The organism is Actinacidiphila sp. bgisy144 (assembly GCF_057708105.1).
The window spans coordinates 40,758-65,028 of sequence record NZ_JBYIRM010000025.1 but is presented as its reverse complement, the minus strand read 5'-3'; the positions used below and the strand labels follow the sequence as shown (position 1 = coordinate 65,028).

The window sequence follows — 24,271 nt, the reverse complement described above, 5'->3', positions numbered from 1 at the left end:
CCCGCCCGGGTCACGGCCCGGCGGGCAGCGGCGGCTGCCAACTGCCGTCGCGCAGAGCTTCGAGCAGGGCCCGGCTCACCGTCGTGAAGTGGTGGTCACTGCCGAGGTTCTGCTCCCGGCGGGCGGTGACATCCGCCATGATCGCCACACCCGTCCCGCGGTCGCCGAGCGCGGCCGCGGTCTGGGCGCGCAACTGTCGTGCGGCAAGGACCGTCGGGTGGTCGGGACCAAAACGCTGCTCGTACAACCCGATGACCTGGCGGATCTCCTCGTCGGCGCCGGTGGGGCGGCCCAGCACGAACAGCGCTCTTGCGCGGTTGTGGCGTGCGGTGAGCGTGACGGTGTGCTCGGGGCCCAGGTGGCGGACGCAGTCCTCGGCCAGTTCCAGAAGCGATCCGCCCTCCTCCGCGGCGAGTTCGGGTCCGGTCAGCAGGGTCAGCATGCTGGCACGCGACCGGAGCGTCGCCGGATGACCGGGCCCGAGCACCTGTCGGCGTGCCGCGATGGTCGACCGGAGCAGCCTGATCGCCTCGTCGCGCTTGCCGTGGTTGCCGAGGACGAGTTGCAGCGCGTGGCAGGAGTCGAGGGTGTCGGGATGGGTGGCACCGAGCAGCCGCTGCTGGGTGTCGCGGGTGCGGCGCAGCAGGGCCTCGGCCTCGTCGTAGCGGCCCAGCCGGAAGAGGGACCGTCCGGTCCGGGAACGGGCGGCGAGCACCCCGCGGTGCTCGGGGCCGAGCGTGCCTTCGGCCAGGGTCGCGGCGGCGCCCGCGGTCTCCCAGGCGGACAGGTAGTCGCCGGTCCGGTGCAGGGCGACGGCGAGGCGGGTGGCGACGGCCAGGACGTCCGCGGTGGTGGCCGCCGTACGTCCGGACCCCGCCGTGCCGTGCTCAGGCGCTCCCGGCTGCCGGAGCAGCGCCAGCACATGCGGTGCGAGCAGCCGCAACCTCGGGTCGTACGGCCCGGCGTCCGGTTGCGCGGGCACACTGGCGTCGAGCAGGTGGACGGCGGTCGTGTCCAGTACCGGTACGTCCTCGGCCGGAGTCGCCGTGGCGACGCTGTCGAGCAGCACGCCGTGGCCGTGCACGCACCGCACTCCGAGGTCGACGAGCTGGGCCAGCGAGTGGTCGAGCAGTGCGGTCAGCGCGGCCTCGGCCCGGGCCGGCGGCAGGACCGCCCCGATCTCCGGGCGGCCCAGCACCGACAGCGGCAGTGGCTCGGGGGCGAGCCTGGCCAGCAGCCGCAGCAGGACCACCGCTTCCGGCAGTCCGTTCGCCTCGAAGGAGTCGAGGGTCAACTGCCAGGTGCGGCCGACAAGGTGGCGCGGGTCGTCGCCGGTCAAGCCATCAGCTCCTTGGTCGATGAGGTCCACACGCGCGCCTTCGTCAAGATGGCGGCCGTAGGTGTCCAACGTCCAGGGATCGATGACCTGTTGCGCGAGAAAGCCACCCGCGAGGGTGAGTGCGAGGGGCAGCCGCCCCAGTCGCTCGGCGATCCGGGCGGCCTGCTCCAGCGTCCCGCTGTGCGGCGCGAGGTCGCAGAGCACCTGCGCGGCGGCGTCCTGCGGCAGAACGCCGATGTGCTGAAGTTGTGCTCCCGGCCACCAGCGGGCCGCGGCACGGCGGGTGGTGACGACCACAATGCCGCCGGGGCTCTCCCGCAGCCAGCTGCCGTCGCGCAGGATCGCCGGGTCGTCGGCGTTGTCGAGCACCAGCAGCCAGGGCTCCGGTGACTGGTCGAGGCGGTCCCATACGAGGTCCGCGGCCGGGCGGTAACCATGGCGCGCGGCTTGGAGTTCCCCGTCGCCGGCACCTCGGTCCGCGGCGACCGCGAGCATGCCCGCGCGCAGGCTCGCCCGGTCAGCGGCGTTGACCCACAGACCGACCCGGTCGAACTCGCGGATCGCGATCCGGAACACGTCGTGGGCGACCGCGGTCTTGCCGCAGCCGCCCATGCCGTGCAGGACGTACACGGCGCCGCCGCGGCCGGTCGCGATGCCCTGCCGCAGCCGGGCCAGCACGTCGGAGCGGTCACGGAGGACGACGGGGGTGCGGCCGATCGCCGGGCGGCGTACGGAATCCGGCCAGCTTGCGCGGTCGCCTGCGAAGCGCGAGGCGCGGGCTTCGACCGGCTCGGAGCCGTGGTGGTGGTGTTCGGTGATGAACTGGTCGCCCGAGGACTGGTAGACCCGGGCGCTGTCCTCGGCGCTGCCGGTCATGCCGGGGCCCGGGTGGGGGGAGGCGTCGCGCTTCCCCGACGCCCGGTTCGGGTCGTCGCCACCCGGGCCGCCGGTCATGGGGTGGTCATCGCTCGGTGATGTGCTGGTCGCGTCCTGCCTGGTAGACGCGGCCGGAGCCGGAGGCCGTGGCGTGCTGGGCGAGCGCGGGGGAGGCGTCGGCGGCTACCGGGGGTGGGGGGAAGTCGGCGAGCAGGGCGCGGAGTTCAGCGGCGGCCTCAGGGTGTGCCGCCACCAGGCGCCGGAAGTTGGCCTGCCACTGGGACCGGAGTTCGGCCAGGACGCGGTCGCCGTCGGGGGCGGCGGACAGTCCGGCTGCGGCGGCTTCCTGCTGGTCGGCGGTTAACTCCGCGTCCACGGCGGCGGCGTGCTCGGGTTGGCGGGCCTGCCACATGTGCAGCACGGCCCCGCGGACCGCCTGCCAGGTGTCCGTGGCCATCAGCGCGACCAGCGTGCCGCCGGCCTCCTGGGTGAGTGCTGTGATCTCCGGGTCCACTGCTCTCCTGGTTGTGTCGTTCACGGTTGTCCGCGGTTGCGTGGCCGTACGCCTGCCGCGCTTTCCCCCAAGAGGATGACATGAATCGCAGGTCGCGTAAGGCGAATCGGTTGCATGTACGAGATGGCCTGTTTCCTTCGGAATCGACCGCGCGACAATATTGCCCCTAATGGGTCGGTGCTATGGTGGGCGGATTCCCGAATGCGCAGGTGATCCGCAGGCCATCCGAGGGGGCATCTGTGACGAGGCCGTGGGACGCCGATCCGAATACCGGATTTCGGCGCCGGTTGGGCAAGTCCCCCCAGGAACTGGGCGTCACCTCGGACAGCCCCGACTGCCCCGACCTCTGGGAGCTGGACAACGGCGACATCGCCGTCATCGGGCGCGACGTGACCGGTTCGCTCGGCACGCGCCTGCCGGAGGGCGTCTCGTTGGGGGCCGACGAGCGCCTCGTGGTGATCCCGCGCAGCATGCTCGTCGCGGCGAAGCCGGACATCCCGAGTGTTTGACTCCTTCGCGGCCGCACGGCCCGAGCGACTCGACCGCCCCGCGTACCACGAGGATTTCTACCGGGTTTTCTCCAGTGGAATCCGGCACATGAACAAACTGGAGCGCGGGCAGCATTTCAAGGAACGCGGATTCGCCAGCTGGGAGGCGTTCGCCGCTGGTGAGTGGGACACGGCGATCGAGTTGATCGAGGAGCGCCGCGCCGGCTACGCGCAGCAGATGAGGGAAGCGGAACGCCTCGGCGTCCTCCAGCGCCGCCTGCGCGTGGTGGAATTCCCGCTCACCCCCTACGTGCAATGGGAGTTGCACGTCCTGCGGGTGCGCACACAGGAAGGCGACCCCATCCGCGTACTGGACGCGGCCGCCATCGCCGACATCGAGAAGCAGCATCCCGTGCCCGAAGTGGTCGTCCTCGGGGACGTCGTCATGTTCGAGGTGCAGTACGACGCCGACGGCAACGCCGACGGTGCGAACCGCTTCACCGACCCCGCCCTCATCGCGGAGACCTCCGCCGGCTTCGACGCGCTCTACGCCCGCGCGCAGGAGTACGAACCCTTCTTCGCCCGCGAGGTGGCCCCGCTGCCACCGCCCGCCACGGCGCCGTAGCGTCCGGCCTCCGCCCTGGGCGTCACAGCCGGGTGGCCGTGGTGATGAGCGCGGCCAGGGGGCGGGAGGTGCTGTGCGGGGGCCAGGCGATGACCGTGGTGACCGTGGGGGCGTCGGTGAGCGGGACCGCGGTCAGGCCCTCGTGGAGGCCGGCCCGGGAGGCCTCGGGGAGGACGGCCGCGGCCCGGCCGAGGGAGATGAGCTGGAGCAACTGGGTGTGGTCGTGCACCTCGGGCCCGGGCCCGTCGGGAAAGGTCCCGTCGAAGCGGGGCCAGCGCGGCAGCGGCAGCCCCGGCAGCTCGGCCATGTCCGCCACCCGCAACTCCCCCCGGGTCGCGAGCGGATGACCCGACGGGAGGACCGCCACCTGGCCCTCGACCCGCAGCTCCTCCGTGTCGAACCCGGCCGTCGAGTCGAACGGCAGGTGCAGCAGCCCCACGTCCGCCCGCCCGTCGCGCAGCAGCCGCTCCTGCTCCCCGGGCCGGCACAGCACCACATCGACCGGCACCGCGCCCGGCTCGGCCGCGTACGCGTCCAGCAGCTTCGCCAGCAGGTCGTTGGCCGCACCCGCCTTCGTCACCAGGACGATGGCCGCGCTGCCGCCGCCCCCCGCCGCCGCGGCCGCCCGCCGCGCCCGCCGGTCGGCCGCGTCCACCGCGTCGAGCGCCGCCCGCCCCTCCCGCAGCAGCACCGCACCGACCTCCGTCAGCGCGACCCCGCGACTCGTCCGCTCCAGCAGCGGCGCGCCGAGCCGCCGCTCCATCTGCCGAATCGCCCGCGACAATGGCGGCTGCGCGATCCCCAGCCGCTGCGCCGCCCGCCCGAAGTGCAGCTCCTCCGCGACGGCGACGAAGTACCGCAGCTCCCGCGTCTCCATCCCGCCACGGTACCCGAGCCGCCCCCGCCACCGGCCGTAAAGCCACCATGAACTGCACCGATACCCGCCGGGTATAGCCCCCCACCGACATGGTCCTGGCTTCGCGGCCGGACCCGCAGCACGCTGAAGTCATGACCGCAGAGAAGAAGACGATCGCGCTGGTCACCGGCGCGAACAAGGGCATCGGCTACGAGATCGCGGCCGGCCTCGGCGCCCTCGGCTGGAGCGTCGGCGTCGGTGCCCGCGACGACGAGCGCCGCGAGACCGCGGTGCGCAAGCTCACGGCGGACGGCGTCGACGCGTTCGGCGTCCCCCTCGACGTGACCGACGACGAGAGCGCCGCCGCCGCGGCCCGCCTCATCGAGGAGCGCGCCGGCCGCCTCGACGTCCTCGTCAACAACGCGGGCGTCACCGGCTCCCTCCCGCAGACCCCCACCACCGTCGCCCTCGACACCGTGCGGACCGCCGTCGAGACGAACGTCATCGGCGTCATCCGCGTCACCAACGCGCTGCTCCCGCTGCTGCGCCGCTCGGCGTCGCCGCGGATCGTCAACATGTCCAGCACCGTGGGGTCGTTGACCCGCCAGACCACGCCCGGCGCCGAAACCGGCCCGATCTCCGTGGCGTACGCGGCGTCGAAGACGTTCCTCAACGGCGTGACCGTGCAGTACGCGAAGGAACTGCGCGACACGAACATCCTGATCAACGCGGGCTGCCCGGGCTTCTGCGCGACCGACCTCAACGGCTTCCGCGGCGTCCGCACCCCCCGCCAGGGCGCGGCGATCGCGATCCGCCTCGCGTCGCTCCCCGACGACGGCCCGACCGGCGGTTTCTACGACGACGAGGGCGTGGTGCCCTGGTAGCCCGCACCGCACCCCGGGGCACCCGGGGCACCCCGGGCGTACGGCGCGCCGGCCGTGCCAGGATGCTCCGCATGGCCGACCGCGCCCTCAGCTTCGGAGCCGGGGCGGAAGCGTACGAACGCTTCCGCCCCGGCTACCCCGCCGCGCTGGCCGACACCGTGACGGCGTACGCGGGCCACCCGCCGCGCACCGCCCTGGAGATCGGCGCCGGCACCGGCAAGGCCACCCGCCTCTTCGCCGCCCGCGGCACCGCCGTCACCGCGACCGAGCCCGACCCCGCGATGCTCGCCGAACTGCGCCGCCGGGTACCGGCTGAAGTCCGCACCGTCCAGGCCGCGTTCGAGCAGCTCAGCCCGCAGGCCCTACGGTCGGAGGACGGCGCCGGACCGCCCCCGTACGACCTGATGTACGCCGCCGCGTCCCTGCACTGGACCGCCCCGGACGGCCGCTGGCCCCGCGTGGCCGCGCTCCTCCGCCCGGGCGGGGTCTTCGCCTGCTTCGGCGGCCCCGTCCAACTGGCCGACCCGGCCGTGGCGGAGGCGGTCCGCGCCGCCCGCGCGCCCTTCATGGACCGCGACGACATCCCCTCGCCCGACGGCACACCCCCGGACCACCCCATGCAGTGGCCGGGCACCGAACTCCAGCGCTCCGACCGGTTCGCCGACGTCCAACAGACAGTGATCCAGCGGAAGTTGACGATGACCGCCGACGACTACCTCGGCCACCTCGGCACGATCTCCGCCTACCTGATGCTGCCCGCCGCCGAGCGGCGCCACGCCCTCCGCGCGATCGCCGCCGTCCTGCCCGCCACCGTCGTTCTCACCGCCGACCTCCACATCCACCTCGCCCGCCGCCGACCCTGACCGGTCAGCCCGCGTCGAGTGGGAAGGCCAAGTGGCCGTCCGCGCGCCTCGGGGTCCAACTCCCCCTCGGCGCTTGCCAACGGCGCCGATCCCGCCGCGCCCGAAGTCGCCGTAGCGCCTGCATCGCGGCCCCAGGGTCAGGAGCCGACCACGGTGGTGGGCGCGGTCCAGCCGGTGGTTCGAATCCACGCGGCCAGGTCCAGGGTGTCCGGCTCGATCGAGCGCACCACCGCGAGGTCCGACGGGTGTTCCGCCGCCTTCGCGAACTCGCGGAACATCGCCTTGTCGAGGTCGGTGGGGAGCACGCTCAACGGGAGGGCCTCGTACCGTGCCGGGAGCCCGGCACGCGCGCCGAACACCGCGGCGATCTCGGGTCCCGTCAGCTCGTCGCCGACGAGCTCGACGGCCCCGCCGGGCGCCTCCGCGATGCCGAGCAGGAGCGCGGCGGAGACCCGGCCGATGTCCCTGATCGAGATCATCTTCAGGGCGACGTCCTCCGGCAGCGGCATCCTCACCACGATCTCCCCGTGCTCCAGGCTCGGTGCGATCACGCTCGCGAAGTTGTCCATGAAGGCGGTCGCGCGGACCATCGAGGCCCTGAGGTCGGACTTCCTCAGGTGCTCTTCGATCGCGTGCTTCGAGTCGTGGTGCGGGACCCCCGCCTCCCGGTCCGCTCCGAAGACCGAGTTGAACACGACGTGCGGGACGCCCGCCTCGACCGCCGCGTCGACGAGCGCGGTACCGATGCGGATCTCCGTCTCGACCTCTTCGAGGCTGTTCGCCTCCGGGGTCATGAAGGAGAACCCCTCGACCGTCGCCAGCGCGGCGGCCAGCGACGCCGGATCGTCGGTCCGGACCGCCGCCAGCTCGACGCCGCGGGCGGCCAGCGCCTGGGCCCGTTCGGACCGCGGGTCGCGGACCAGCGCCCGCACCCGCGCCTTGTGGTCCAGCAGCGCGTCGACCACCGCCCCGCCCTGTTGCCCCGTCGCGCCGAAGACCGCGATCGTGCCGGTCGTCTGTGTGCTCATCGCTGACACCCTTCACTAGTTCATGCCGTGAACGAAACTAGTTCACGGCATGAACGTCGTCAAGGTGCGGATGCGACGGCTGAGCGGGGGGAGGGGTCACTCCGAGGTGTGCGAGGTGGGCGCGGACAGGTCCGAGGTGTCCACGATGGCGGTGGCCACGCGCTCGAAGTCGCGCTGGTCGTCGGCGTCGAGGTTCTTCGCGATCTCGGGCAGGCGCTTGGCGACCTCGGCGTAGACGGCCTCGGCGAGCACCTTCCCCGCGGGGGTCACACTGAGCATGACGACCCGCCGATCCTGCGCCGAGTTCGCCCGGCTGACCCACTCGCGCCGCGCGGTGCGGTCGACCAGCTGGCTCAGTGCGTTCTTGGTCATACCCAACGACGCGGCGAGGTCGGCCATCTGCCGCGGCCTGTCCCTGATCGCGCAGAGCAGGGTGGCCTGCAAGGGGGTCAGGTCGAACCCGGCGCAGATCTCCGCGTACTTGCGTTGGATCACCACCGAGAGCCAGAAGAGCTTGTCGCCATAGTCCACGCCGGCCTCCCCGGTCCGATGCCGAACGATCAGCCTACCCGTCGCAGGCCGGCAGCTCCGGGTGCCTGCGGTGGTCAGACGGCGGGGAACTCGTCCGTGCGTACGGCCGTCACGAAGTCGGTCCAGGCGTCGCGGGTGAAGGTCAGCGCGGGTCCCTGCGGGTCCTTGGAGTCGCGCACGGGGACGAGTGCGGGGTGGCCGTCGGCCACCTCGATGCAGCTGTCCGGGTCCGCGCCGCCGCTGTAGGACGACTTCCGCCAGGTCGGGTTCGGGTACGGCATGTCAGGTGCTCCTTCGACGGGTCAGACGTCGATCGGGCGGGGGAGCTGTGAGAATGAGTGTGGGGCGCAAGCGGCTGGATTGGACAGCCACTTGCGCCCCTTTGGCCCGAATTGGTTCAGGCAGTCGGGAACTCATCCGCGCGTACGGCCGTCACGAACGAGGTCCACGCGGCATCGGTGAACGTCAGCGCCGGTCCCTGCGGGTCCTTGGAGTCGCGTACGGGCACGATGCCGGTGTAGCCGTCGGCCACCTCGATGCAGCTGTTCGGGTCCGAGCTCCCGCTGTAAGACGACTTGCGCCAGGCGGCTGCGCTCAGGTCTGGGGTGGAGTGGGACATGGGGTGTGTTCCTCCAGTGCGGATCGCAGTAGCTGCAGGGACTCGGAGGGCGACAGAGCGGAGTCCCGGAGCTGATCGTAGAGCAAGCGAAGTCGCTCGACGTCCTCGATTTCCTCGATCAACTGGCCGCTCCAGTCGGTCTCCACGTACGCGACGGTCCGGCCATTTGGCAGCCACAGCAACTGGAGCGCGGTGTTGAGGAGACTGTGCATTCCAGCGCTGAAAGGCACGATCTGGATTGTGATGTTGGGCTGCTGCATCGCGTCGATGAGCCGTTCCAACTGCTCGTTTCGCACCGTGGGGTCCTGCGGCAGCCGCCGAATCACCGACTCGTCCAGAAGCCCTCGGTACTTCTTGGGGTTGTCACCGGTGAGGATCTCCTGTCGACGCATCCGGGCCTCGATTCCCGCTGCCAGCACCTCCTCGTTCTCCGGCTCGGCCGTCCGGAGCTGGGTCTCCGCATACGCCCTCGTTTGCAGCAGACCAGGAACCGTCGTGACGCAGAACTCCTGGATGCTGGTCGCGTCGGCCTCCAACTCAACGAAGCCGTCGTAGCGGCTGCGCTTCGACTCCTCCTTGGCGAGCTTCCACAGCTTGACCAGGTGGGCCGTGCCGTAGACCTTGTCCAGCGCCTGGGCGGCCTCGATCGTGCCCAGGCGGCCGCCGGTTTCCAGGCGGTGGAGGTACGACTGCTCGTAGTTGCAGAGGTCACCCAGCTCGACGAGACTCCACCCGTGGAGCTGACGTAGCCGCGCGAGCTCTTCCGCGTACATCCTGCGAGCTGAGATAGTCCTTCGATGAAGCTGTTCATCAGTAAAGAGAGCCCTTTCTCCTTGTCCTGAGGTCTGGTCAATCGGCGCACTGCGTACGCACTCAGGCGGCCAAGTGCGCAGTGGTGACGCCCTGACAGACGTGTTTTGGCTCGCCGCCTAGTCCTACGTGGACGGCAACGGCTCACATATGCCGATCGTAGGCCGCGCAGTGCATTCTTGTTCACGGAACGTCAGAATGCGATCACGGAGACCGATCACATGGTGTACCCGGAAGGCACATGGGTGGTGGACACGATGACGGGGGACCTCGGCGAGGTGCTGCGGCAGACCGGTGGCCTGCTGTCCCTCCAGCGGCCCGGGCGGCGCGGACTGTGGTCGGCGGACCCCGGGAGCGTGCGGCCGGCCAGCGAGAGGGAGCTGCGGGCCGAGGCACTGGCGGTGGCCGATCTGGAGGGAGTGCGCACGTGATCCGCAAGTGGGGTCTGGTCCTGCTGATGGGCTGGACCGGGATCGTGGTGCTGGTCGGGTTGGCGGCGCTGTGCGGGCTGGAGATCGGCCTGGTCATCGCCGCTGACCCGTACGGTCCTTGACGTTTCCCTGTGAACGCCCGCCCCGGTCGGACCGAGTCCTTTCGGGTCCCCGTTTTCCCACCCCCGGGCGGGGACGGACTCTCGGTTTGGTCGCCGACGACCGGGGCGGGTCCCCTCTGAGGGCACCACTGCGCGGTAGAGCCGCGCAGTTCAGGCTCAGAGGAGCATGAGCATGAGCAGTGGCAAGAGCAACAGCGATCGCGGGAGCGATGGCGGGAGGAGGTGCGGGGCATGCCCGTGCGGCGCGCGCAGCGCTTCATCTGTGGTCGACGGACCCTGGTGCCGAACGAGTTGGTGCGTACGGTGCTGAGCCTGGTGGCGGCGGACGACGCGTACGCGTACACCCGGGAGGACATGTTCGCGACGCTGGTGTGCACGATCGAGGTGCACCGGGGGCCGGTTCACTACGGTGCGGCGCTCAACCTGCGCGGACCGGACGCCGGGACGCTGTGGGCACTGTGGCGGGACGGCGGCGAGCCGAACGCCGTGCTGGAGATACCGGACTGCCCGGCCGGGCGCGAAGTGGACAGCCCGTGCAGTGAGTTCGCGGGGCACGCGGGCGGGCACAGCTGGGAGCTGGACGATCCGCCGCGGGTCGCGACGGTGCTGCCGTTGCGGAAGGAGGCGTGGATGTAGGGCGGCTCCGCCGTGGAGCCGCAGATACGTCTCGAGCCCTGGACCGCCTTGCGCCGTAGGGCCGTTGAACTGTCGTCGAACCGTACCGCCGTAGAGAAGGAACGCCTCGCATGACCAGCAATTCGCCCGACCCGGCCGAGTTCCCGGTGTTACCCGGACTGCCGCGGCAGTGGACCATCACGACGTCCGACGGGCGTACCGTCACCGGCTACCTGCCGCCGTGGGCGGGCGACGACCCCAGCGAACACAACGTCCCCGCGGACCAGTTGGCGGACCGCCTCGCCGACATCCACCACACCGCCCGCTTCCCCGGGCAGCGGATCAACCTCTACAGCGCCCCCGGGCCCACCGGCCGCCCGACCTCCCAGGAGATCTTCTCCTGCACCATCGACTGCACCCCTTACGCCTTCCACCCCGATCCCCGCATGCCCGTCGCCAACGTCCACCTCTGTGAGGAGACGTGGATCACCGATCTCGACCCTGACGGGCTCCTCAATCTCGCGCACCTTCTCCGCGCCCAGGCGGACCGTCTCGACCACGAGATCCGTCCGGCGCTCCTCTCCGCGATCACCACCTGGCCCACGCCCTGAAGCTCCCTTCTCCGAGCCAGTGTGCTCCTTTTCCCGAGCCCATGGTTCCCGCGGCTTGGCTCGCGCCCGGCCCCCGTGAGGGCGTCGGGGCAACCCCTGTAGAAGGGCCCCGGTACGCGGTGGGGTGCGTACCGGGGCCGGTGGCTGCCGCGCAGGGGGTGGCGGCGGCCGTGCCGCGGGACCAACCGCGGCGGTTCGGGGGTGGGTCAGTTCGGGTGAGGTGCGGGTTCGGTGGTGCAGCCGCCTTTGCGGCAGCCGGGGGTGTCACAGGACATCGGGCTCCTCCTTCCTGGTGGACGGGGCGGCGGGTGCCGCCTCGATCGCGGCGCGCAGTTCCTCGGTGAGGGCGAGGGTCGCATCGCCGTCATCGTCCGCGCAGGCCGCACGAGAAGACGTGGCACGACGCCTCAGCGGCCTGCGCCGAACGGCCGGCCTGACGGTCACCGAGCTGGCCAACCGGTGCTCCTGGCACCACGCCAAGACCAGCCGCATCGAGAACGCGCGCACGCCGGAGTCGCCCACCGACATCCGACTGTGGTGCCGTGCCACCGACGCTGACGACCAGGTTGATGACCTGGTCGCGGCCTCCTTGCACGCCGAGTCGCTGTACACCGAGTGGAAGCGGCAAGCTCGAGACAGTCTGCGCAAGTTGCAGGACTCCTACCGGTCGATGTACGCGTCCACCGAGACTTTCAGGGTGTACTCGACCACCCTGGTGCCCGGGTTCCTCCAGACCGAGGGCTACGCTCGGGCGCTGCTGTCGGCGAACGCCCGCTTCCTCGGTCTGCCGGACGACGCCGCAGCCGCGGCAGCCGCCCGTGTCGAGCGGTCGCAGATCATCCACAGGCCGGGGCACCGGTTCGCCCTCCTCGTTGAGGAGGCGGTGCTGCACTACCAGCTCTGCGATGCCGAGGTGATGGCCGCGCAGCTCGGGTACCTGCTGACCGCTGGCGCCCTGCCCGCGGTGTCGCTGGGCATCATCGCCGATGGCGACACGGGATCGGCCGCTGTGGGCTGCGGAGACCTTCTCCGTCTTCGACCGCGACCTTGCTTGCGTGGAACTGATCTCGGCCCAAGTGAATATCAGCCAGCCGAGCGAGGTCTCCCTCTACCTGCGAGCGTTCGAGCAGTTGCAGTCCCTCGCGGTGTACGGCGCGGAGGCGCGGGCACTGATCGTGCGGGCCATCGACGCGCTGCGGTGAGGGGCCGCCCGCCGTGTGGTGGTGCGGGGAGGGTGGTGGTGCGGGAGTGAGGGGAGGAGGATTTGAGGCGTTGGACTGCTGACGCCTGCCGAGGGGAGCGCGGAGGAGATGGACAACAACGGGGCCGGGGGGAACGGGCGGCCGTGGGGGTTGGGGAAGCTCGGGCCGTATCCGAACACGGTGAAAGTGCCGTACACCGCGGCGGGCATCGACCCGGAGACGCAACTCGGGGTGTTCCGCGACGAGTCGGGCCGGGTGGTGAAGGCGGCGCAGGACAGTACGCGGCGGGCGACGAGCGACAGCACGTCGACATCGACGTCTACCTCGACGTACACGTCTACCTCGATGTCCACGTACACGAGCATGCCCGACTCGGGTGACAGTGACGACTCGGGTGACAGCGACGCGTCGGGCGACAGCGACAGCAACGGTGACTTCAACTCGGACGACTACTTCGACTGATGTCGGGACCCGACGAGCGACCCGTGCTGGTGGTGACCGAGGCGGCGGACGTCACCGCGGACATGGTGATCGCCGAACTGAACCGGATCGGCTGCCCGGTGACCAGGTTCGACCCGGCCGACTTCGGCAACGGGCTCACGTTGACCGCCCGGTTCGGCGGAAACGGGAACGACACCGCACCCGGCGCCGCGGTCGGCGGGCACCTGCGCACCCCGTCCCGTACGGCGGAACTCCAGGCGGTGCGAGCCGTGTACTGGCGGCGCCCCCGCTGGCCCGGCTTCGCGCACCTGGACGAGGACGACCGCCGGTTCGCGGCCGCCCAGGTGCGCCACGGTCTGGCCGGCACGTTGTACGCGCTGAACGCCCCGCTGTGGGTGAACCACCCCCTGCGGACGGAGGCCGCCGACCACAAGGCGGCCCAACTCGCCGCGGCCGTAAGGCTCGGCCTGCGGGTACCGCCCACGCTGATCACCAACGACCCGGGCGAGGCAGCGGAGTTCATCGGGGAACACGGCGACGTGATCCACAAGACCCTGCGCTGGACCCCGTACGTCCGGGACGGCGTCAGTATGACGAGCTGGGCCGAACCCGTGGCCGTCGAGGACCTCGACGACACCGTCCGCGCGGCTCCTCACCTGTTCCAGGTCCGGGTGGACAAGGTCGCGGACCTCCGCGTGCTCGTCGTGGGCGCGCGAGTCTTCGCCGTACGGATCGACTCCGGCCTCCTGGACTGGCGCCGCGACTACTCCGCCCTCTCCTACCGCGTCGTGGACCTCCCGGACGGGCTCGCCGACACGTTGCAGAGCTGTCTGCGGCACTTCGGCCTGGTCTCCGGCTCCTTCGACCTCGCCCTCGACGCGAACGGCGACGCCCACTGGCTGGAGCTGAACCCCAACGGCCAGTGGGGCTGGCTCGCCACGGAAACCGGTCTCCCGATGGCCGCGGCCTTCGCCGCACTCCTCGCCTCCGGCTCCACCCCGCGGAGATAGCGGTGTGCGGGGTCGTCCGGTCAGCCCGGTAGTCCGACTTTGCGGCGCAGCGCCACCGCCTGCGGGAGGTGGGCCGCCAGGTCCCGCAACCAGCCCGTGAAGGTCGTCCCGCTGTCGTGCGTGCCGTCCCGCCCGTTGTACACGAGGAAGTGGGGGTCCGGCGCCGCCAAGTCCTCGGGGCGGAAGCAGAAGAACTCGTATCCCTGGTGGGTCTGGAAGACGTACGCCCGTTCATACGGTGTGAAGTCCCGCCACTCGCCCTGGCCTTCGTCGGCCACGATCTCCCGCGCGGTGTCCTTGATGTCCAGCAACCAGTCGTAGTGCCACTCGCCGGTGTGGGTCAGCCAGTACGGGTACCTCCCGCCGTAGCGCAGGAACTCCCGGTACGCATCGGGGATGCGCGTCACCCCTTGCGCTTCCATGAGCACGGCGACCTCCTCCTCACTGCACCCGAGCACCTCCTCCCGCGCCACCAGCCCCTCCCGGACCAGCGGTTCGACCAACTCCGCCATGAAGCCCATGACGTCCCCCTTTCGCGTTGCGTTGTCGCGCCGTCGTCCGCGAGGCGGCGTCGGGCGCAGCATCCGTCGAGGATGGCAGAACGGTTCCCGGCCCCGGGGCTCAGGAGGGGCCCGGGCGGAGAGTGAGGAGAGGGGGCTCGGAGGTGGCCAGGAGGGGAAAGGGGAAGCGGTCGAAGTCGAGGCAGAGGGCGAGGTCGTCTGGGTGGGAACCTGCGCGGAGTCCCTGTGCGAGTTCGGTGGCGGCGCGGGAGGTGGCGGCGCGGTGGAGGAAGGGCGCCGGGTCGGTGGGTCCGCCGTCGGTGGCGCGCCGGGCGATGTACTGGGCGCAGGCCAAGTCCTCCTCGGCGCGCCCGCCTTCACCGGTGATCACGTAGGTGACGTCGGTGCAGCCACGGGAGTGCAGGAGCCGGGCGGTGGCGCCGGCCACGACGAAGCTCGCGCAGAGGATGAGGGGCGCTTCCTTGACGGCGAGGGCGCCGACCGTGCCGGCGGTGGTCTTCTGGACGACTGTCCGCCCGGTGAGGTCGGCGGAGCGGAGGAGAGCGGGTGAGTTGACGGCGTCGAACCCGGGGGCTGGCGGGCCGTCCTTGAGGGCGACCCAGTCCGGGTGGCCGGACGTGAGGGCCAGGGCTTCGTCCAACGACTCTGCGAGGACGATCTTCTCGGCACCGCGGGCGAAGGCCCACGCGGCCACGGTGAAGGCGCGCATGACGTCGACCACGACCGCCACGGCCGGGATGTCCGTCAGCTCGTCGATCCCGAGGAAGCGGCTTTCCACGGCGCCCATGGTCGCGCACCGCGCCGCCGCCCGGCACCCGTCGGCCGCACTCCGGCACCGGCCGGCTGCCCACGGGCACCCCGCCGGTTCCGGGAGCCTGGTGTTGTGGCGTGGGGAGGCGGAAGGTGGGGGGATGACTGCGGTGGGAGACGGACAGCGGGCGATGCGGGGGCTGCTGCGGACGTACTTCGTGAGGACGCTGCGGGTGCTGCCCGCGGGCGTCGGGTTGGCTTTCTGGCAACCGGAGTTGCCGCGGGCGCGGTTGCACGGGGGAGTGGTGCTGCCGTGGGAGGAGACGGAGGAGGGGGTGGAGTGGGAGTACTTCACCGTCGCGTACTGGGTGACGGGCACGGCGCCGGAGCAGGTCGCGGGGTGCATGGACGCGGTGCTGCGGGCATGGGACGCGTTCGGGTGGCAGACGCGGGCGGACCGGAGCAGCTCGCGGACGCGGGGAATCGACGCTCGCACGCGCGACGGGTACGAGCTGCACCTCCAGCGGAGCGCCAGCGGCTACCTGAGCCTGTCCGGTACGACGCCGCGGTTCCCGGCGGGTTCGCCCGCGGGGAAGCCGCTGCCGGAGGTGATCGAGCATCCGGCGACGGCGCAGGAGTTGCCGGGCGCGTGGGAGCAACTGATCGGCGACGGGATCGCGTTGCGGGCGGAGATCCTCGCACTGGCGGCGGCCCTCACCCCTGGACAGCGGCCCGACGTGGTGCTGCGTGACCCGTCCGTCGTCGACTGGCACGACCCGCTGAAGTACCGGTACAGCACCGCGGAACGCGTCGTCGTGCAGGGCGGGCTGGACGTGGCGGACGTCCTGGACCGGGCCGCCGCGTGGCTGGCGGGGCGGGGCTGGGCGACGGAGCGCGGCACGGAAGCGCTGCCGGTCCGGGGCGCGGACGCGGCACTCGTCTCCCATGTGGCGGGCACCCGTGGCGGCTCCGAGATCAGGGTCCGCGTGGAGGAAGGCCACTCCGGTGTGCTGTACCTCGGCCGGACCGCGGCGCGCCCCCTGTACGTGCCCGTGACGTTCGTACCGCCGCCACCGGAGCGGACCGCGGAGACCGTCTCCCGCGGATACGTGCTGTGCCACGAGTGCGCCGGCCGGGGCTGGTGCCCGCTGTGCGAGGGGCGCGGCTGGATCATCGGCGAGCGGGGCCGCGGGACCTGCCCGGAGTGCGACCGCCGGCGCGACTGCCCGATCTGTTCGGGGCGCGGGCAGCTCGTGGCCGCGGAACTCGACACGTGGGAACGCCGGCTCTACCCGGAGCTGGGTGAACACCCCGTGGCGAAGGTGTGCGGACGGGAACCCCCGGTTGAGACGGGTGCGTCGCAGCAGGCGACACCGGGTGTGGGGGGACACGAGGGAGACAAGTGATGTCCGATCCGGCAACGATCGCCGCGCACAAGCAACTTGGCGTGCTGCGTACTACGTACCGGCCGTACCGGCGGCCCTCGTGGTCGGAGCGGAGCACCTCCGACAAGGCCACGACGCTCGCGCTCGCGGCGCTGCCCGTCGGGTTCGTGCTGCTCGTCCTGGTGGCGCTGGTGGTCGCGGTACCGGCCCTGGGCGGTGTCCTGCTCGTCGTCGTGGTGGTGATCGTGCTGCTCGGCGCGTCCCGGCGGCGCAGGGTGGCCCAGCGGATGCAGGGGCGCGAACTGCACTTCTACGAGCACGGGTTGGTGAACGTCGGGGTCGGCAACGAGCCCCCCGCGGCGATCCGCTGGGACGAGGCTTCCGTCCTCCAGGACATCGTCCGCCACACCCGCAACGGCTCGACCAGCCACACGACGTACCTCTACACGCTCTCCGCGCCGGACGGCACGCACACCAAGATCTCCGGCATCGTCGGCGGCATCGGGGGGATGGAGCGCCCGCAGGAGTGGGGGCAGGCCCTCCAGAAGCAGGTCACCGCAGCCCAACTTCCCCGCTACACCCGTGCGTTGGAGCGCGGCGAGGCGCTGACCTTCGGGGACATCACGGTGAGCTGGGACGGCATCACGTCCCACCGCAACGCGGTCGGCTGGGCCCAACTCCAGGAGATCCGGGTCAAGGACGGATACGTGTCCCTGCGGGTGGCCGGCAAGTGGCGGTCGCTGAGCACCACGGCCGTCGCCGCCATCCCCAACTGCTTCGTCTTCCTCGCCCTCGCCGAGCGCATGCGCGCCGCCGCCCGTTCCTAGGACGGGCCCGGCGCGGGCGGAGGGAGCACGGCGGTCAGGTACGCCGTGATCGCGTCGCGGTTGCGCGTGAGGATCGCGATGCGCGCGGTCATACGGTCGCGCTCGGTCTCGAGCGTGGTCACGATCTCGGGTGTCGCGTCGGGGATGTGGATGACGCAGGGCTCGTTGAGGCACGGCAGCAACTGCTTGATGATGCGGGTGGGCAGCCCGGCGTCGAGCAGCCCGCGGATGTGGAGGACCGTGTCCACGAGGGCCTCCGGGTAGTCGCGGTAGCCGTTGGCGCAGCGCGGCACCCGGATCAGGCCCTGCTCCTCGTAGTAGCGCAGCAGGCGGCGCGAGGTGTCGGTGCGGGCGGAGAGTTCGCCGATACGCATGTGGGGCGCCTCACAAGGACCGGTCGGGCAGGCCGAGTTGACCTTCACACTGATGTGAGGGTTTGAGCATAACCGGCATGACGACGACGCGAACGCGCATCGGCACCTCCCCGCCGCCCACCCTCCCGCTGCCCGCACTGCTCTCGCTCGCCACGGCGGTCTTCATCACCTGCCTCACCGAGGTGCTGCCCGCCGGGCTGCTGCCGGCGATGGCGCGGGACCTCGGGGTCGGTGAGTCCGCGGCCGGCCAGTCGGTGACGGTCTACGCGGTCGGTACGGCCGTCACCGCGATCCCGCTCACCGCGGCGACCTCGGGGTGGCCGCGCAAACGGCTGCTGCTCGTGTCGATGGCCGGGTTCTGCGCCGCGAACACGGTGACCGCGCTGTCCGGGAGCTACCCGCTGACGATGGCGGCGCGGTTCGTCGCCGGGGTCGCGGCCGGGCTGGCGTGGGCGCTGCTCGCCGGGTACGCGCGGAGGCTGGCCCCGGCCGGGCTGGAGGGGCGGGCGATCGCCGTCGCCATGGCCGGGATTCCGGTGGCGCTGTCGGTCGGGGTGCCGGCGGCGACGTATCTGGGCAAGGCGGCGGACTGGCGGACGGCGTTCCTGGTGATGTCGGGGATCACGGTGCTGCTGCTCGGGTGGATCACGGTGGTGGTGCCGGAACGCCCTGGCGATTCACGTCAGTTGGGCGGGCCGGCCGCCCGGGAGGAGGGTGCGGGCGCCTTCCCGCTTCCGGCGGACCGCTCCCCGCTGCCCACGGACCCCACCCCGCTTCCCACGGCACCCCACCCCCTGCTCGGCGCCGCCCGCGTCCCGGGCGTTGCCCCCGTCCTCCTCGTCACCGCCGCCTTCGTCCTCGCGCACACCCTCCTCTACACGTACGTCGCCGCCTTCCTCGACGATGTCGGGCTCGGCGGCCGTACCGACCTGGTGCTCCTCGTCTTCGGGGCGGCGTCCCTGCTCAGCGTGTGGGCGGTCGGCGCGCGCATCCACCGCGCGCTGCGCGCCCTCACCCTCGGCGGGGTGCTGCTCGTGGGGACGGCCGCGGCGGTCCTGGGCGCCGGCGCGCACGTACCCGCCCTCGTCTACGGCGCCGCCGCCCTATGGGGGCTCGGCTGGGGCGGAGCGCCCTCGCTGCTCCAGACCGCCGTGGGCGAGGCGGGCGGCGAACAGGCCGACGCCGCGCAGGTGCTCCTGGTCACCCTGTGGAACGTGGCGACCGCCGCCGGCGGCATCCTCGGCGGCCTCCTCCTCGACCTCCTCGGCACCCGCGCCCTGCCCTGGACCGTCCTGGTGCTGCTCGTCCCCGCCTTCGCCACGGCCGCCGCCGCCCGCAACCACGGCTTTCCGCAACGGCGTTGACCGGGACGACGCCCGCGGTCACCGGCCCCGCGTCATGCCTCCGGCGTCAGGGCCCGGAACGCCGTCAGCGACTCATCGATGACGTCGGACAGCTCGCGCGGCGCGTCGGCCTCGTCCACCCAGCGCTCGAAGGACACCCGGAAGACGCCGACGCCCGCCTCCGCGCTGAGGCTCGCGGTGGGCTCGGGCACCCCGCGCTCCCGGAGGGTGCCGGCGAGGGCCGCGGAGAGCGTGGCCAGCTTGACCAGTTCGCGTTCGCGCAGGTCGCCGTGAGCGGAGACGATCGCGTGGCGGCGCCGGGCGTGGGCGTGCGCACCGCGGAACATCTCGTGGGCCGCCGCTTGGATGCCGGCCACGACCGCGTCGAACGGCGCGGTGCCCTCGGGGGTGGCGGTGAGCGCGTCGACGACGGTGTTCTGGAGGATCGGCGAGCCGGCGAAGAGGACCTCGCGCTTGTCGGCGTAGTGCCGGAAGAAGGTCCGCTCGGTGAGGCCCGCGCGCTTGGCGATCTCCGCCACGGTGGTCTGCTCGTAGCCGCGCTCGTCGAACAGCTCCATCGCCGCCTTCCCGAGGCGACCGCGCGCGTCCGGCTCCCACCTGCTCATACTCCGATCGTACGCGGAAGCGGGGGAGCCGCGCCGGGAAGGGCGAACCCGGGTTGAACGGCCGGCGAACAGTCCGCGCGCGGCACAACGGTCCGCCGGGCCCCGGTGTCCCACAGGTGTCAGCCAAGCCAGCGCCATTCCGCGAGGACCCTGCTCATGAAGATTCGCCGTACCCTGTCGGCCGCCGCGGCCACCGCGATCGTCCCGGCCGTGCTGCTGGGCGCCGCCACCGCGGCGCACGCCGACGCCGCGAACCCGGCGGCCACATCCACCTCCACGTCCACCTCCACGTCCACGACCGCGCCGACCTCGACGGACGCTCCGACGTCCACCTCGTCGTCCGCCCCGACCACGACCACCTCGCCCACCTCCGCGGCGACCGCGTCCGCCACGCCCTCCGCCACCAGCTCGCTGAAGTCGTGCAGCAGCGGGCCCTCGTCCGAGATCGCGTTCACCTTGAAGGGTGTGCCGTCCCGCATCGTGGCGGGCGACGGCTGGCACACCTTCACGCTGACCGCGACCGGCAAGAGCGATCGGGCGCTCGGCGCGATCGACGCCGCGGTCACCGCCAACAACGGCGAGGACAGCTACAACGCCGACCTGTACAAGACGTCCTACCTGGAGTTCTGGGACCCGTCCGCCGCGAAGTGGCTGAGCCTGAAGGACGAGGGCAAGGACGACATCCGCGAGACCGGCCTCGTCTACGGCTCCACCACCCTGAAGACCGCGCACGCCTCGTCCACCATGAAGTTCCGGATACGGCTCACCGCCGACTCCACCCCCGGGGACGCCTGGGTCGACGGCGGCGGCAGCTTCGTGGACACCGCGAAGAACTGCACCCGGGGCAGCACCACCGACAGCACCTTCGTCGTGGTGGCGGCCGGTACGAAGAGCGGCTCCGGCGGTACGGCCGCCTCCTCGTCGGCGGGCTCCTCCACGACCCCGGACGGAGGCACCCTCGCGGAGACCGGTTCCTCGTCCGCGACCCCGGTGATCGCGGGGGTCGGCGGCGCCGCGGTGCTCGCTGGCGCGGCCGCGATCGGCGTCGCACGGCGCCGCAGGAAGGGCTCCGCGGCCGCCTGAGGCCGAAGCCGTACGAGTGCCCGCCCGGGCGGAGGAAGGACCCGGGCGGGCGGGAACGGGTGGAGCCGGGCGGGGCCGCGGGGCGCCTACTCGGCCTTGTCGGTCTTCTTCGCCGCCGCCTTTTGCGCGGTACCGCTCTTCTTGGCGGCGGCGGCCTTCTGCGCCGGTACGGCCTTGGCATCGGCGGCCCCCGCCGCCCCCGCCGCCGTGTGCGCCTTCGCCGGGACCTTCGCGGTCACCTGCGTACGGGTCCACATCGCGATCAGCACCGACGCGAGGCTCATCACGGTCGACTGCTGGTCCGCGCTCCAGTGCAGCCCGAAACCGATCGCCAGCGACATACCCGCCTGGACGAGTCCGAGTATCGCCGCGTTGACACCGTCGTGGACGGTGAGCGCGACCAGCAGCCCCACGACCGCGGCCGCGAACGCGTTCACCACCGCCTGCTGCTTGTCGCTGAGATCCAGCCCGAACGCCGTGCTGAGCTTGACGATCACCGCCACGAGCGACAGCCACAGCGCGGGCTCTCTCCCGAGGATCTTCATCTACTGCTCCGTTCAAAGGAGTTGGAGACACCCACCCGACCACACAAACCCCGGGCCGCATCCCCTACCCCCACCCGCCCCACCCGAAGCACACCCCAACGGCTAGGCCGTCCTCGGGTCGTGACTGGTCGTCACGCAGTCGGAGTCGACGCTGATGAACATCGCGTCATCGTCGCTGTTCACCCCGACCCCCACCCACCACGACGAGTCGGGCTCCGTCCCGCCGACCCGGTCGGTCTTCGGGTCCGGCAGGTCGAGGTCGTAGCCCTGCTTGACGAAGTGGGCTTTCGCGGCAGCCATGACGGCTGTCGACTTCTCCTCGCCAACATCCAGCTTCAGCGTGTAACGGAACTCGAAGCGGTGCTGGCCCGGGGTCTCGGTGGCGCACTTGCCCCACGTCGAGCCGCCGGCAGACGTTCCCGCCGAACCGGCCGCCCCGCGCACCGCGTCGAGCGTCTGCTGCGCGAGGGACCGCGCCTTCTTCTCCACCGCGTCGGGCGATTCCTTGCCGTGGCTCACGCTGCCTCCGCATCCCGCCGCCGCCATGGCCAGGACGGCGATGACGGCAGCGGCGCTCTTCCTCGTTCGTTCGGTCGCCCTCATGGTTCCCATCACTGCAACACGCCGTGGCGCACACCTGGTTCGGGCCGAAGCCCCTCATCGTACGGATGGGCCGGACGCGACGCGGGGGAGCGAACTGCGCTGTCAGGGGCGGGATTCGAAGAGGTCGAACCAGATGGACTTGCCGTCGCCGCGGGGTTCGACGCCCCAGGCGTCGGCGAGTTCCTCGATGAGGAAGAGGCCGCGGCCGGAGGACGCGAGTTCGCCGGGGGAGCGGGGGTGGGGCATGTCGTCGGAGCGGTCGGCGACCTCGACGCGGAGGCGGCGGGTGCCGGGCATGCCGATGACCTCGGCGGCGAGCACGGCGTCGTCGTCGGTGTGGACCAGGACGTTGGTGACCAGCTCGGAGACGAGCAGCACCGCGGACTCGAACTGGTCGGGCGAGGCCCAGTCGTGGAGGAGCGAGCGGATGTCCTCGCGCGCGGCGCGGATCTGCCCGGGGTCGGACTGCGCGACGGTCAGCACGGTGCGCCGTATCGGCACCGCGCACGTCGGCCCGTCGGGGTCGCGGCGCAGCAGCAGGAGGGCGATGTCGTCCTCGCGGCGGTCGGCGAGCGGCCCGGTGGTGTGGTGGGAGGCGGGGCCGTGCACGGCCCGCACCAGGGAGTCGGCGAGCTGCTCCAGATTCTCGGCCGGCCCGGCCTCGAAGACCTCGCGCAGCCGCAGCCACCCGGTGTCCAGGTCGTGCCCGCCGGTCTCGATCAGCCCGTCGGTGCACAGCAGCAGCACCTCGCCCGGGGCCAGCACGAGCCGGCTGGTCGGGTAGTCCGTGTCGGGCTCGACGCCCAGCGGCAGGCCCCCCGCCACGTTGCGCACCATCGTGGTGCCGTCGCCGAGCCGGATCGCGGGCTCGGGGTGCCCGGCGCGGGCCATCTCCACGCTGCCGTCGGCCGGGTCGACCTCCAGGTACAGGCAGGTCGCGAACCGTACGTCCGCGGTGCCGCCGGGCCGCTCCGGGGTGGCGTCGGCGGACAGCCCGGCCAGGAACCGGGAGGTCCGGGAGAGCACGGCGTCCGGGCTGTGGCCCTCCGCGGCATAGGCGCGCAGCGCGATCCGCAGCTGGCCCATGATCCCCGCGGCCCGCACGTCGTGCCCCTGCACGTCCCCGATGACCAGGGCGGTCCGGCCGGACGGCAGGCCGATCACGTCGTACCAGTCGCCGCCGACCTGGAGGCCCCCGCCGGTCGGGACGTACCGCGCGGCGAGGGCCATCCCGTCGATCTCGGGCTCGCGGGCGGGCAGCATGCTGCGCTGGAGCCCGTCGGACAGCGCCCGCTCGGACTCGTGCAGGCTCGCGCGGGACAGCGCCTGCGCGAGCATCCGGGCCACGGTGGTCAGCACCGACCGCTCGTCGGGGGTGAAGTCCACCCGGTCACGGAACGCCGCCATCCAGGCACCGATGGTGGACCCGGCCACGGTCAGCGGCAGGTACGCCCACGACGAGCGGCCGTACGGCCGGACGAGCGGCCAGGTCGACGGATAGCGCTCCTGGTACGACTCGGGGCTGGGCAGGTAGACCGCCTTGCCGGTGCGCACGGCGGTGACGGCGGGATACTCCGTGGTCAGCGGCATGTCCAGGACCGACGGGTCGATGATCTCCTGCCCGTGGTGGCCGATGAGCGCGAGCCGGTCGCCGGTGATCCCGAAGACGGCCAGGCCGTCGGGGGAGAACCCGGGCATGGACAAGGTGGCCGCGACCCGCAGCACCTCGGCGGTGGAGTCGGCCTCGGCGAGCGCCCGCCCGGCGTCCAGCAGGAACGCCTCGCGGGCCCGCCGCCAGCCGCCGCGCCCCTCCCGGGTGGCGGCGAGCGCGGCAGGCCCCAGCCGGGGGTCCGGCCCGTCGAGCGGCACGTCGTACGGCGCTTCGTATCCCCCGACGGGCTCACGGATCTCGTGCAGGCTGCCGCTGAGCAGCGGTCCCTGCGGCCGCAGCCGGGCCCGCACGGTGCGCTCCACCCGGCCGCCCTCCTTGACCACACGCAGCAGCGCCTCCGCCACGGTGCCCTCGGCGGCGGCCAGCGAGACCGCACCGGCCAGCGCGACGTAGTCCGCCGGGTGCAGCCGGGCCCGCACCTCCGACGACCGGTGGGTGGCGGCTCCGCCGGACAGTCCGAGCAGGCGGGCCGCACGGCCGTCGACCGCGACGGTGCCGGTCGATTCGTCCCACTGCCACAGCCCGTAGCCCGCGGCGGCGAGGACGTCCTCTGTGCGCATTTTCCCAGTTTATGGTGATCCGGAGATTATGGGCGAATAGATACCTGTGGATAGCGGGGGCAGGGGCGCCGGTAGGCTGAGCCCCACGCCTGATGTCACATCTGTCTCCACATCCCA

31 protein-coding genes and 1 pseudogene are annotated in these 24,271 nt (G+C 72.0%); 15 read left to right on the top strand and 17 right to left on the bottom strand.

Annotation, left to right across the window (positions count from 1 at the left end):
* Positions 1-10: 10 nt before the first annotated feature.
* Both AC3EVP_RS26035 and AC3EVP_RS26030 read right to left on the bottom strand, forming a co-directional pair.
* Positions 11-2,215: a tetratricopeptide repeat protein gene (locus tag AC3EVP_RS26035; RefSeq protein ID WP_435133796.1), complete on the bottom strand. Its 2,205-nt coding sequence runs from the start codon at positions 2,213-2,215 to the stop codon at positions 11-13.
* Between the two features lie 85 nt (positions 2,216-2,300).
* A complete protein-coding gene (locus AC3EVP_RS26030; protein ID WP_435133698.1) occupies positions 2,301-2,729 on the bottom strand; it encodes a hypothetical protein in 429 nt (142 codons plus the stop codon).
* Positions 2,730-2,968: 239 nt separating this feature from the next.
* Between AC3EVP_RS26030 and AC3EVP_RS26025 the strand changes: the two genes are divergently transcribed.
* Together AC3EVP_RS26025 and AC3EVP_RS26020 are read left to right on the top strand one after the other, a co-directional pair.
* Complete coding sequence (locus tag AC3EVP_RS26025; RefSeq protein ID WP_435133696.1) at positions 2,969-3,238, top strand: hypothetical protein; 270 nt, start codon at positions 2,969-2,971, stop codon at positions 3,236-3,238.
* Positions 3,231-3,842, top strand: a complete 612-nt coding sequence (locus AC3EVP_RS26020; RefSeq protein WP_435133693.1) for a DUF6879 family protein — start codon at positions 3,231-3,233, stop codon at positions 3,840-3,842. Before AC3EVP_RS26025 ends, AC3EVP_RS26020 begins: the two co-directional genes overlap by 8 nt.
* Positions 3,843-3,864: 22 nt before the next feature.
* On the opposite strand, the gene AC3EVP_RS26015 is transcribed toward AC3EVP_RS26020, so the two are convergent.
* Positions 3,865-4,719 carry a LysR family transcriptional regulator gene (locus AC3EVP_RS26015; protein WP_435133691.1) on the bottom strand — a complete coding sequence of 285 codons (855 nt, stop codon included), beginning with the start codon at positions 4,717-4,719 and terminating at the stop codon, positions 3,865-3,867.
* A 131-nt stretch (positions 4,720-4,850) separates the two neighbouring features.
* Here AC3EVP_RS26015 and AC3EVP_RS26010 point away from each other — a divergent pair, with 131 nt between their 5' ends.
* Both AC3EVP_RS26010 and AC3EVP_RS26005 read left to right on the top strand, forming a co-directional pair.
* Positions 4,851-5,582, top strand: coding sequence for an SDR family oxidoreductase (locus AC3EVP_RS26010; protein WP_335971975.1), 732 nt, complete (start codon positions 4,851-4,853; stop codon positions 5,580-5,582).
* Positions 5,583-5,653: 71 nt separating this feature from the next.
* The gene (locus tag AC3EVP_RS26005) at positions 5,654-6,445 is read left to right on the top strand and encodes a class I SAM-dependent methyltransferase (RefSeq protein WP_435133688.1); all 792 of its coding nucleotides are present in this window, start codon (positions 5,654-5,656) and stop codon (positions 6,443-6,445) included.
* Between the two features lie 137 nt (positions 6,446-6,582).
* On the opposite strand, the gene AC3EVP_RS26000 is transcribed toward AC3EVP_RS26005, so the two are convergent.
* From AC3EVP_RS26000 to AC3EVP_RS25980, 5 genes are all read right to left on the bottom strand, one after another.
* Positions 6,583-7,473 (bottom strand): NmrA/HSCARG family protein, encoded by an 891-nt coding sequence (locus AC3EVP_RS26000; protein ID WP_435133686.1) that lies wholly within the window; start codon positions 7,471-7,473, stop codon positions 6,583-6,585.
* 96 nt (positions 7,474-7,569) lie between these two features.
* Positions 7,570-8,004, bottom strand: a complete 435-nt coding sequence (locus AC3EVP_RS25995) for a MarR family winged helix-turn-helix transcriptional regulator (RefSeq protein WP_435133683.1) — start codon at positions 8,002-8,004, stop codon at positions 7,570-7,572.
* A 74-nt stretch (positions 8,005-8,078) separates the two neighbouring features.
* Complete coding sequence (locus AC3EVP_RS25990) at positions 8,079-8,285, bottom strand: DUF397 domain-containing protein (RefSeq protein WP_435133681.1); 207 nt, start codon at positions 8,283-8,285, stop codon at positions 8,079-8,081.
* A gap of 116 nt (positions 8,286-8,401) precedes the next feature.
* Positions 8,402-8,623 (bottom strand): DUF397 domain-containing protein, encoded by a 222-nt coding sequence (locus tag AC3EVP_RS25985; RefSeq protein ID WP_435133678.1) that lies wholly within the window; start codon positions 8,621-8,623, stop codon positions 8,402-8,404.
* Positions 8,599-9,396: a helix-turn-helix domain-containing protein gene (locus tag AC3EVP_RS25980; RefSeq protein WP_435133675.1), complete on the bottom strand. Its 798-nt coding sequence runs from the start codon at positions 9,394-9,396 to the stop codon at positions 8,599-8,601. The genes AC3EVP_RS25985 and AC3EVP_RS25980 overlap by 25 nt, the downstream gene beginning before the upstream one ends.
* A 258-nt stretch (positions 9,397-9,654) precedes the next feature.
* Here AC3EVP_RS25980 and AC3EVP_RS25975 point away from each other — a divergent pair, with 258 nt between their 5' ends.
* The 4 genes from AC3EVP_RS25975 (at position 9,655) to AC3EVP_RS25960 (ending at position 11,212) form a co-directional block, all read left to right on the top strand.
* A complete protein-coding gene (locus AC3EVP_RS25975) occupies positions 9,655-9,864 on the top strand; it encodes a hypothetical protein (protein ID WP_335971987.1) in 210 nt (69 codons plus the stop codon).
* On the top strand, positions 9,861-9,986 hold the full coding sequence (locus AC3EVP_RS25970; protein ID WP_335971988.1) for a hypothetical protein: 126 nt from the start codon (positions 9,861-9,863) through the stop codon (positions 9,984-9,986). Before AC3EVP_RS25975 ends, AC3EVP_RS25970 begins: the two co-directional genes overlap by 4 nt.
* A gap of 231 nt (positions 9,987-10,217) precedes the next feature.
* On the top strand, positions 10,218-10,622 hold the full coding sequence (locus AC3EVP_RS25965) for a hypothetical protein (protein WP_335971990.1): 405 nt from the start codon (positions 10,218-10,220) through the stop codon (positions 10,620-10,622).
* A gap of 110 nt (positions 10,623-10,732) precedes the next feature.
* Positions 10,733-11,212, top strand: a complete 480-nt coding sequence (locus tag AC3EVP_RS25960; protein WP_435133671.1) for a DUF6907 domain-containing protein — start codon at positions 10,733-10,735, stop codon at positions 11,210-11,212.
* A 264-nt stretch (positions 11,213-11,476) separates the two neighbouring features.
* On the opposite strand, the gene AC3EVP_RS25955 is transcribed toward AC3EVP_RS25960, so the two are convergent.
* Positions 11,477-11,740 (bottom strand): hypothetical protein, encoded by a 264-nt coding sequence (locus AC3EVP_RS25955; protein ID WP_435133810.1) that lies wholly within the window; start codon positions 11,738-11,740, stop codon positions 11,477-11,479.
* Here AC3EVP_RS25955 and AC3EVP_RS25950 point away from each other — a divergent pair.
* The 3 genes and pseudogenes from AC3EVP_RS25950 (at position 11,628) to tgmB (ending at position 13,865) form a co-directional block, all read left to right on the top strand.
* Positions 11,628-12,414, top strand: a pseudogene (locus AC3EVP_RS25950) (helix-turn-helix domain-containing protein). The gene AC3EVP_RS25955 and the pseudogene AC3EVP_RS25950 overlap by 113 nt on opposite strands.
* Positions 12,415-12,522: 108 nt before the next feature.
* On the top strand, positions 12,523-12,876 hold the full coding sequence (tgmA, locus tag AC3EVP_RS25945; RefSeq protein ID WP_435133669.1) for a putative ATP-grasp-modified RiPP: 354 nt from the start codon (positions 12,523-12,525) through the stop codon (positions 12,874-12,876).
* Complete coding sequence (tgmB, locus tag AC3EVP_RS25940) at positions 12,876-13,865, top strand: ATP-grasp ribosomal peptide maturase (protein ID WP_435133667.1); 990 nt, start codon at positions 12,876-12,878, stop codon at positions 13,863-13,865. The genes tgmA and tgmB overlap by 1 nt, the downstream gene beginning before the upstream one ends.
* Positions 13,866-13,885: 20 nt before the next feature.
* Here the strand turns inward: tgmB and AC3EVP_RS25935 are convergent, their stop codons facing one another.
* Together AC3EVP_RS25935 and AC3EVP_RS25930 are read right to left on the bottom strand one after the other, a co-directional pair.
* A complete protein-coding gene (locus AC3EVP_RS25935) occupies positions 13,886-14,386 on the bottom strand; it encodes an SMI1/KNR4 family protein (protein ID WP_435133664.1) in 501 nt (166 codons plus the stop codon).
* Between the two features lie 100 nt (positions 14,387-14,486).
* Positions 14,487-15,164 (bottom strand): 2-phosphosulfolactate phosphatase, encoded by a 678-nt coding sequence (locus AC3EVP_RS25930; RefSeq protein ID WP_435133794.1) that lies wholly within the window; start codon positions 15,162-15,164, stop codon positions 14,487-14,489.
* A gap of 133 nt (positions 15,165-15,297) precedes the next feature.
* Between AC3EVP_RS25930 and AC3EVP_RS25925 the strand changes: the two genes are divergently transcribed.
* Positions 15,298-16,542, top strand: a complete 1,245-nt coding sequence (locus AC3EVP_RS25925) for a hypothetical protein (RefSeq protein WP_435133662.1) — start codon at positions 15,298-15,300, stop codon at positions 16,540-16,542.
* A complete protein-coding gene (locus AC3EVP_RS25920; RefSeq protein ID WP_435133659.1) occupies positions 16,542-17,348 on the top strand; it encodes a DUF6585 family protein in 807 nt (268 codons plus the stop codon). Before AC3EVP_RS25925 ends, AC3EVP_RS25920 begins: the two co-directional genes overlap by 1 nt.
* On the opposite strand, the gene AC3EVP_RS25915 is transcribed toward AC3EVP_RS25920, so the two are convergent.
* The gene (locus tag AC3EVP_RS25915; protein ID WP_435133657.1) at positions 17,345-17,722 is read right to left on the bottom strand and encodes a MerR family transcriptional regulator; all 378 of its coding nucleotides are present in this window, start codon (positions 17,720-17,722) and stop codon (positions 17,345-17,347) included. The two genes, AC3EVP_RS25920 and AC3EVP_RS25915, sit on opposite strands and share 4 nt — an antisense overlap.
* A 77-nt stretch (positions 17,723-17,799) precedes the next feature.
* On the opposite strand from AC3EVP_RS25915, the gene AC3EVP_RS25910 reads away from it, so the two are divergent.
* Positions 17,800-19,086 (top strand): MFS transporter, encoded by a 1,287-nt coding sequence (locus tag AC3EVP_RS25910; protein ID WP_435133654.1) that lies wholly within the window; start codon positions 17,800-17,802, stop codon positions 19,084-19,086.
* Positions 19,087-19,118: 32 nt separating this feature from the next.
* Here AC3EVP_RS25910 and AC3EVP_RS25905 read toward each other — a convergent pair whose 3' ends face one another.
* Together AC3EVP_RS25905 and AC3EVP_RS25900 are read right to left on the bottom strand one after the other, a co-directional pair.
* Positions 19,119-19,691, bottom strand: a complete 573-nt coding sequence (locus tag AC3EVP_RS25905; RefSeq protein WP_435133652.1) for a TetR/AcrR family transcriptional regulator — start codon at positions 19,689-19,691, stop codon at positions 19,119-19,121.
* Positions 19,692-19,810: 119 nt separating this feature from the next.
* A complete protein-coding gene (locus AC3EVP_RS25900) occupies positions 19,811-20,146 on the bottom strand; it encodes a hypothetical protein (protein WP_435133649.1) in 336 nt (111 codons plus the stop codon).
* A gap of 10 nt (positions 20,147-20,156) precedes the next feature.
* On the opposite strand from AC3EVP_RS25900, the gene AC3EVP_RS25895 reads away from it, so the two are divergent.
* Positions 20,157-20,774 carry an LAETG motif-containing sortase-dependent surface protein gene (locus tag AC3EVP_RS25895; protein ID WP_435133646.1) on the top strand — a complete coding sequence of 206 codons (618 nt, stop codon included), beginning with the start codon at positions 20,157-20,159 and terminating at the stop codon, positions 20,772-20,774.
* 86 nt (positions 20,775-20,860) lie between these two features.
* Here AC3EVP_RS25895 and AC3EVP_RS25890 read toward each other — a convergent pair whose 3' ends face one another.
* The 3 genes from AC3EVP_RS25890 to AC3EVP_RS25880 form a co-directional block, all read right to left on the bottom strand.
* Positions 20,861-21,319, bottom strand: coding sequence for a hypothetical protein (locus tag AC3EVP_RS25890; RefSeq protein WP_435133644.1), 459 nt, complete (start codon positions 21,317-21,319; stop codon positions 20,861-20,863).
* Positions 21,320-21,421: 102 nt separating this feature from the next.
* Positions 21,422-21,922 (bottom strand): hypothetical protein, encoded by a 501-nt coding sequence (locus AC3EVP_RS25885; RefSeq protein WP_435133642.1) that lies wholly within the window; start codon positions 21,920-21,922, stop codon positions 21,422-21,424.
* A gap of 102 nt (positions 21,923-22,024) precedes the next feature.
* A complete protein-coding gene (locus tag AC3EVP_RS25880) occupies positions 22,025-24,154 on the bottom strand; it encodes an ATP-binding SpoIIE family protein phosphatase (RefSeq protein ID WP_435133639.1) in 2,130 nt (709 codons plus the stop codon).
* Positions 24,155-24,271 lie beyond the last annotated feature (117 nt).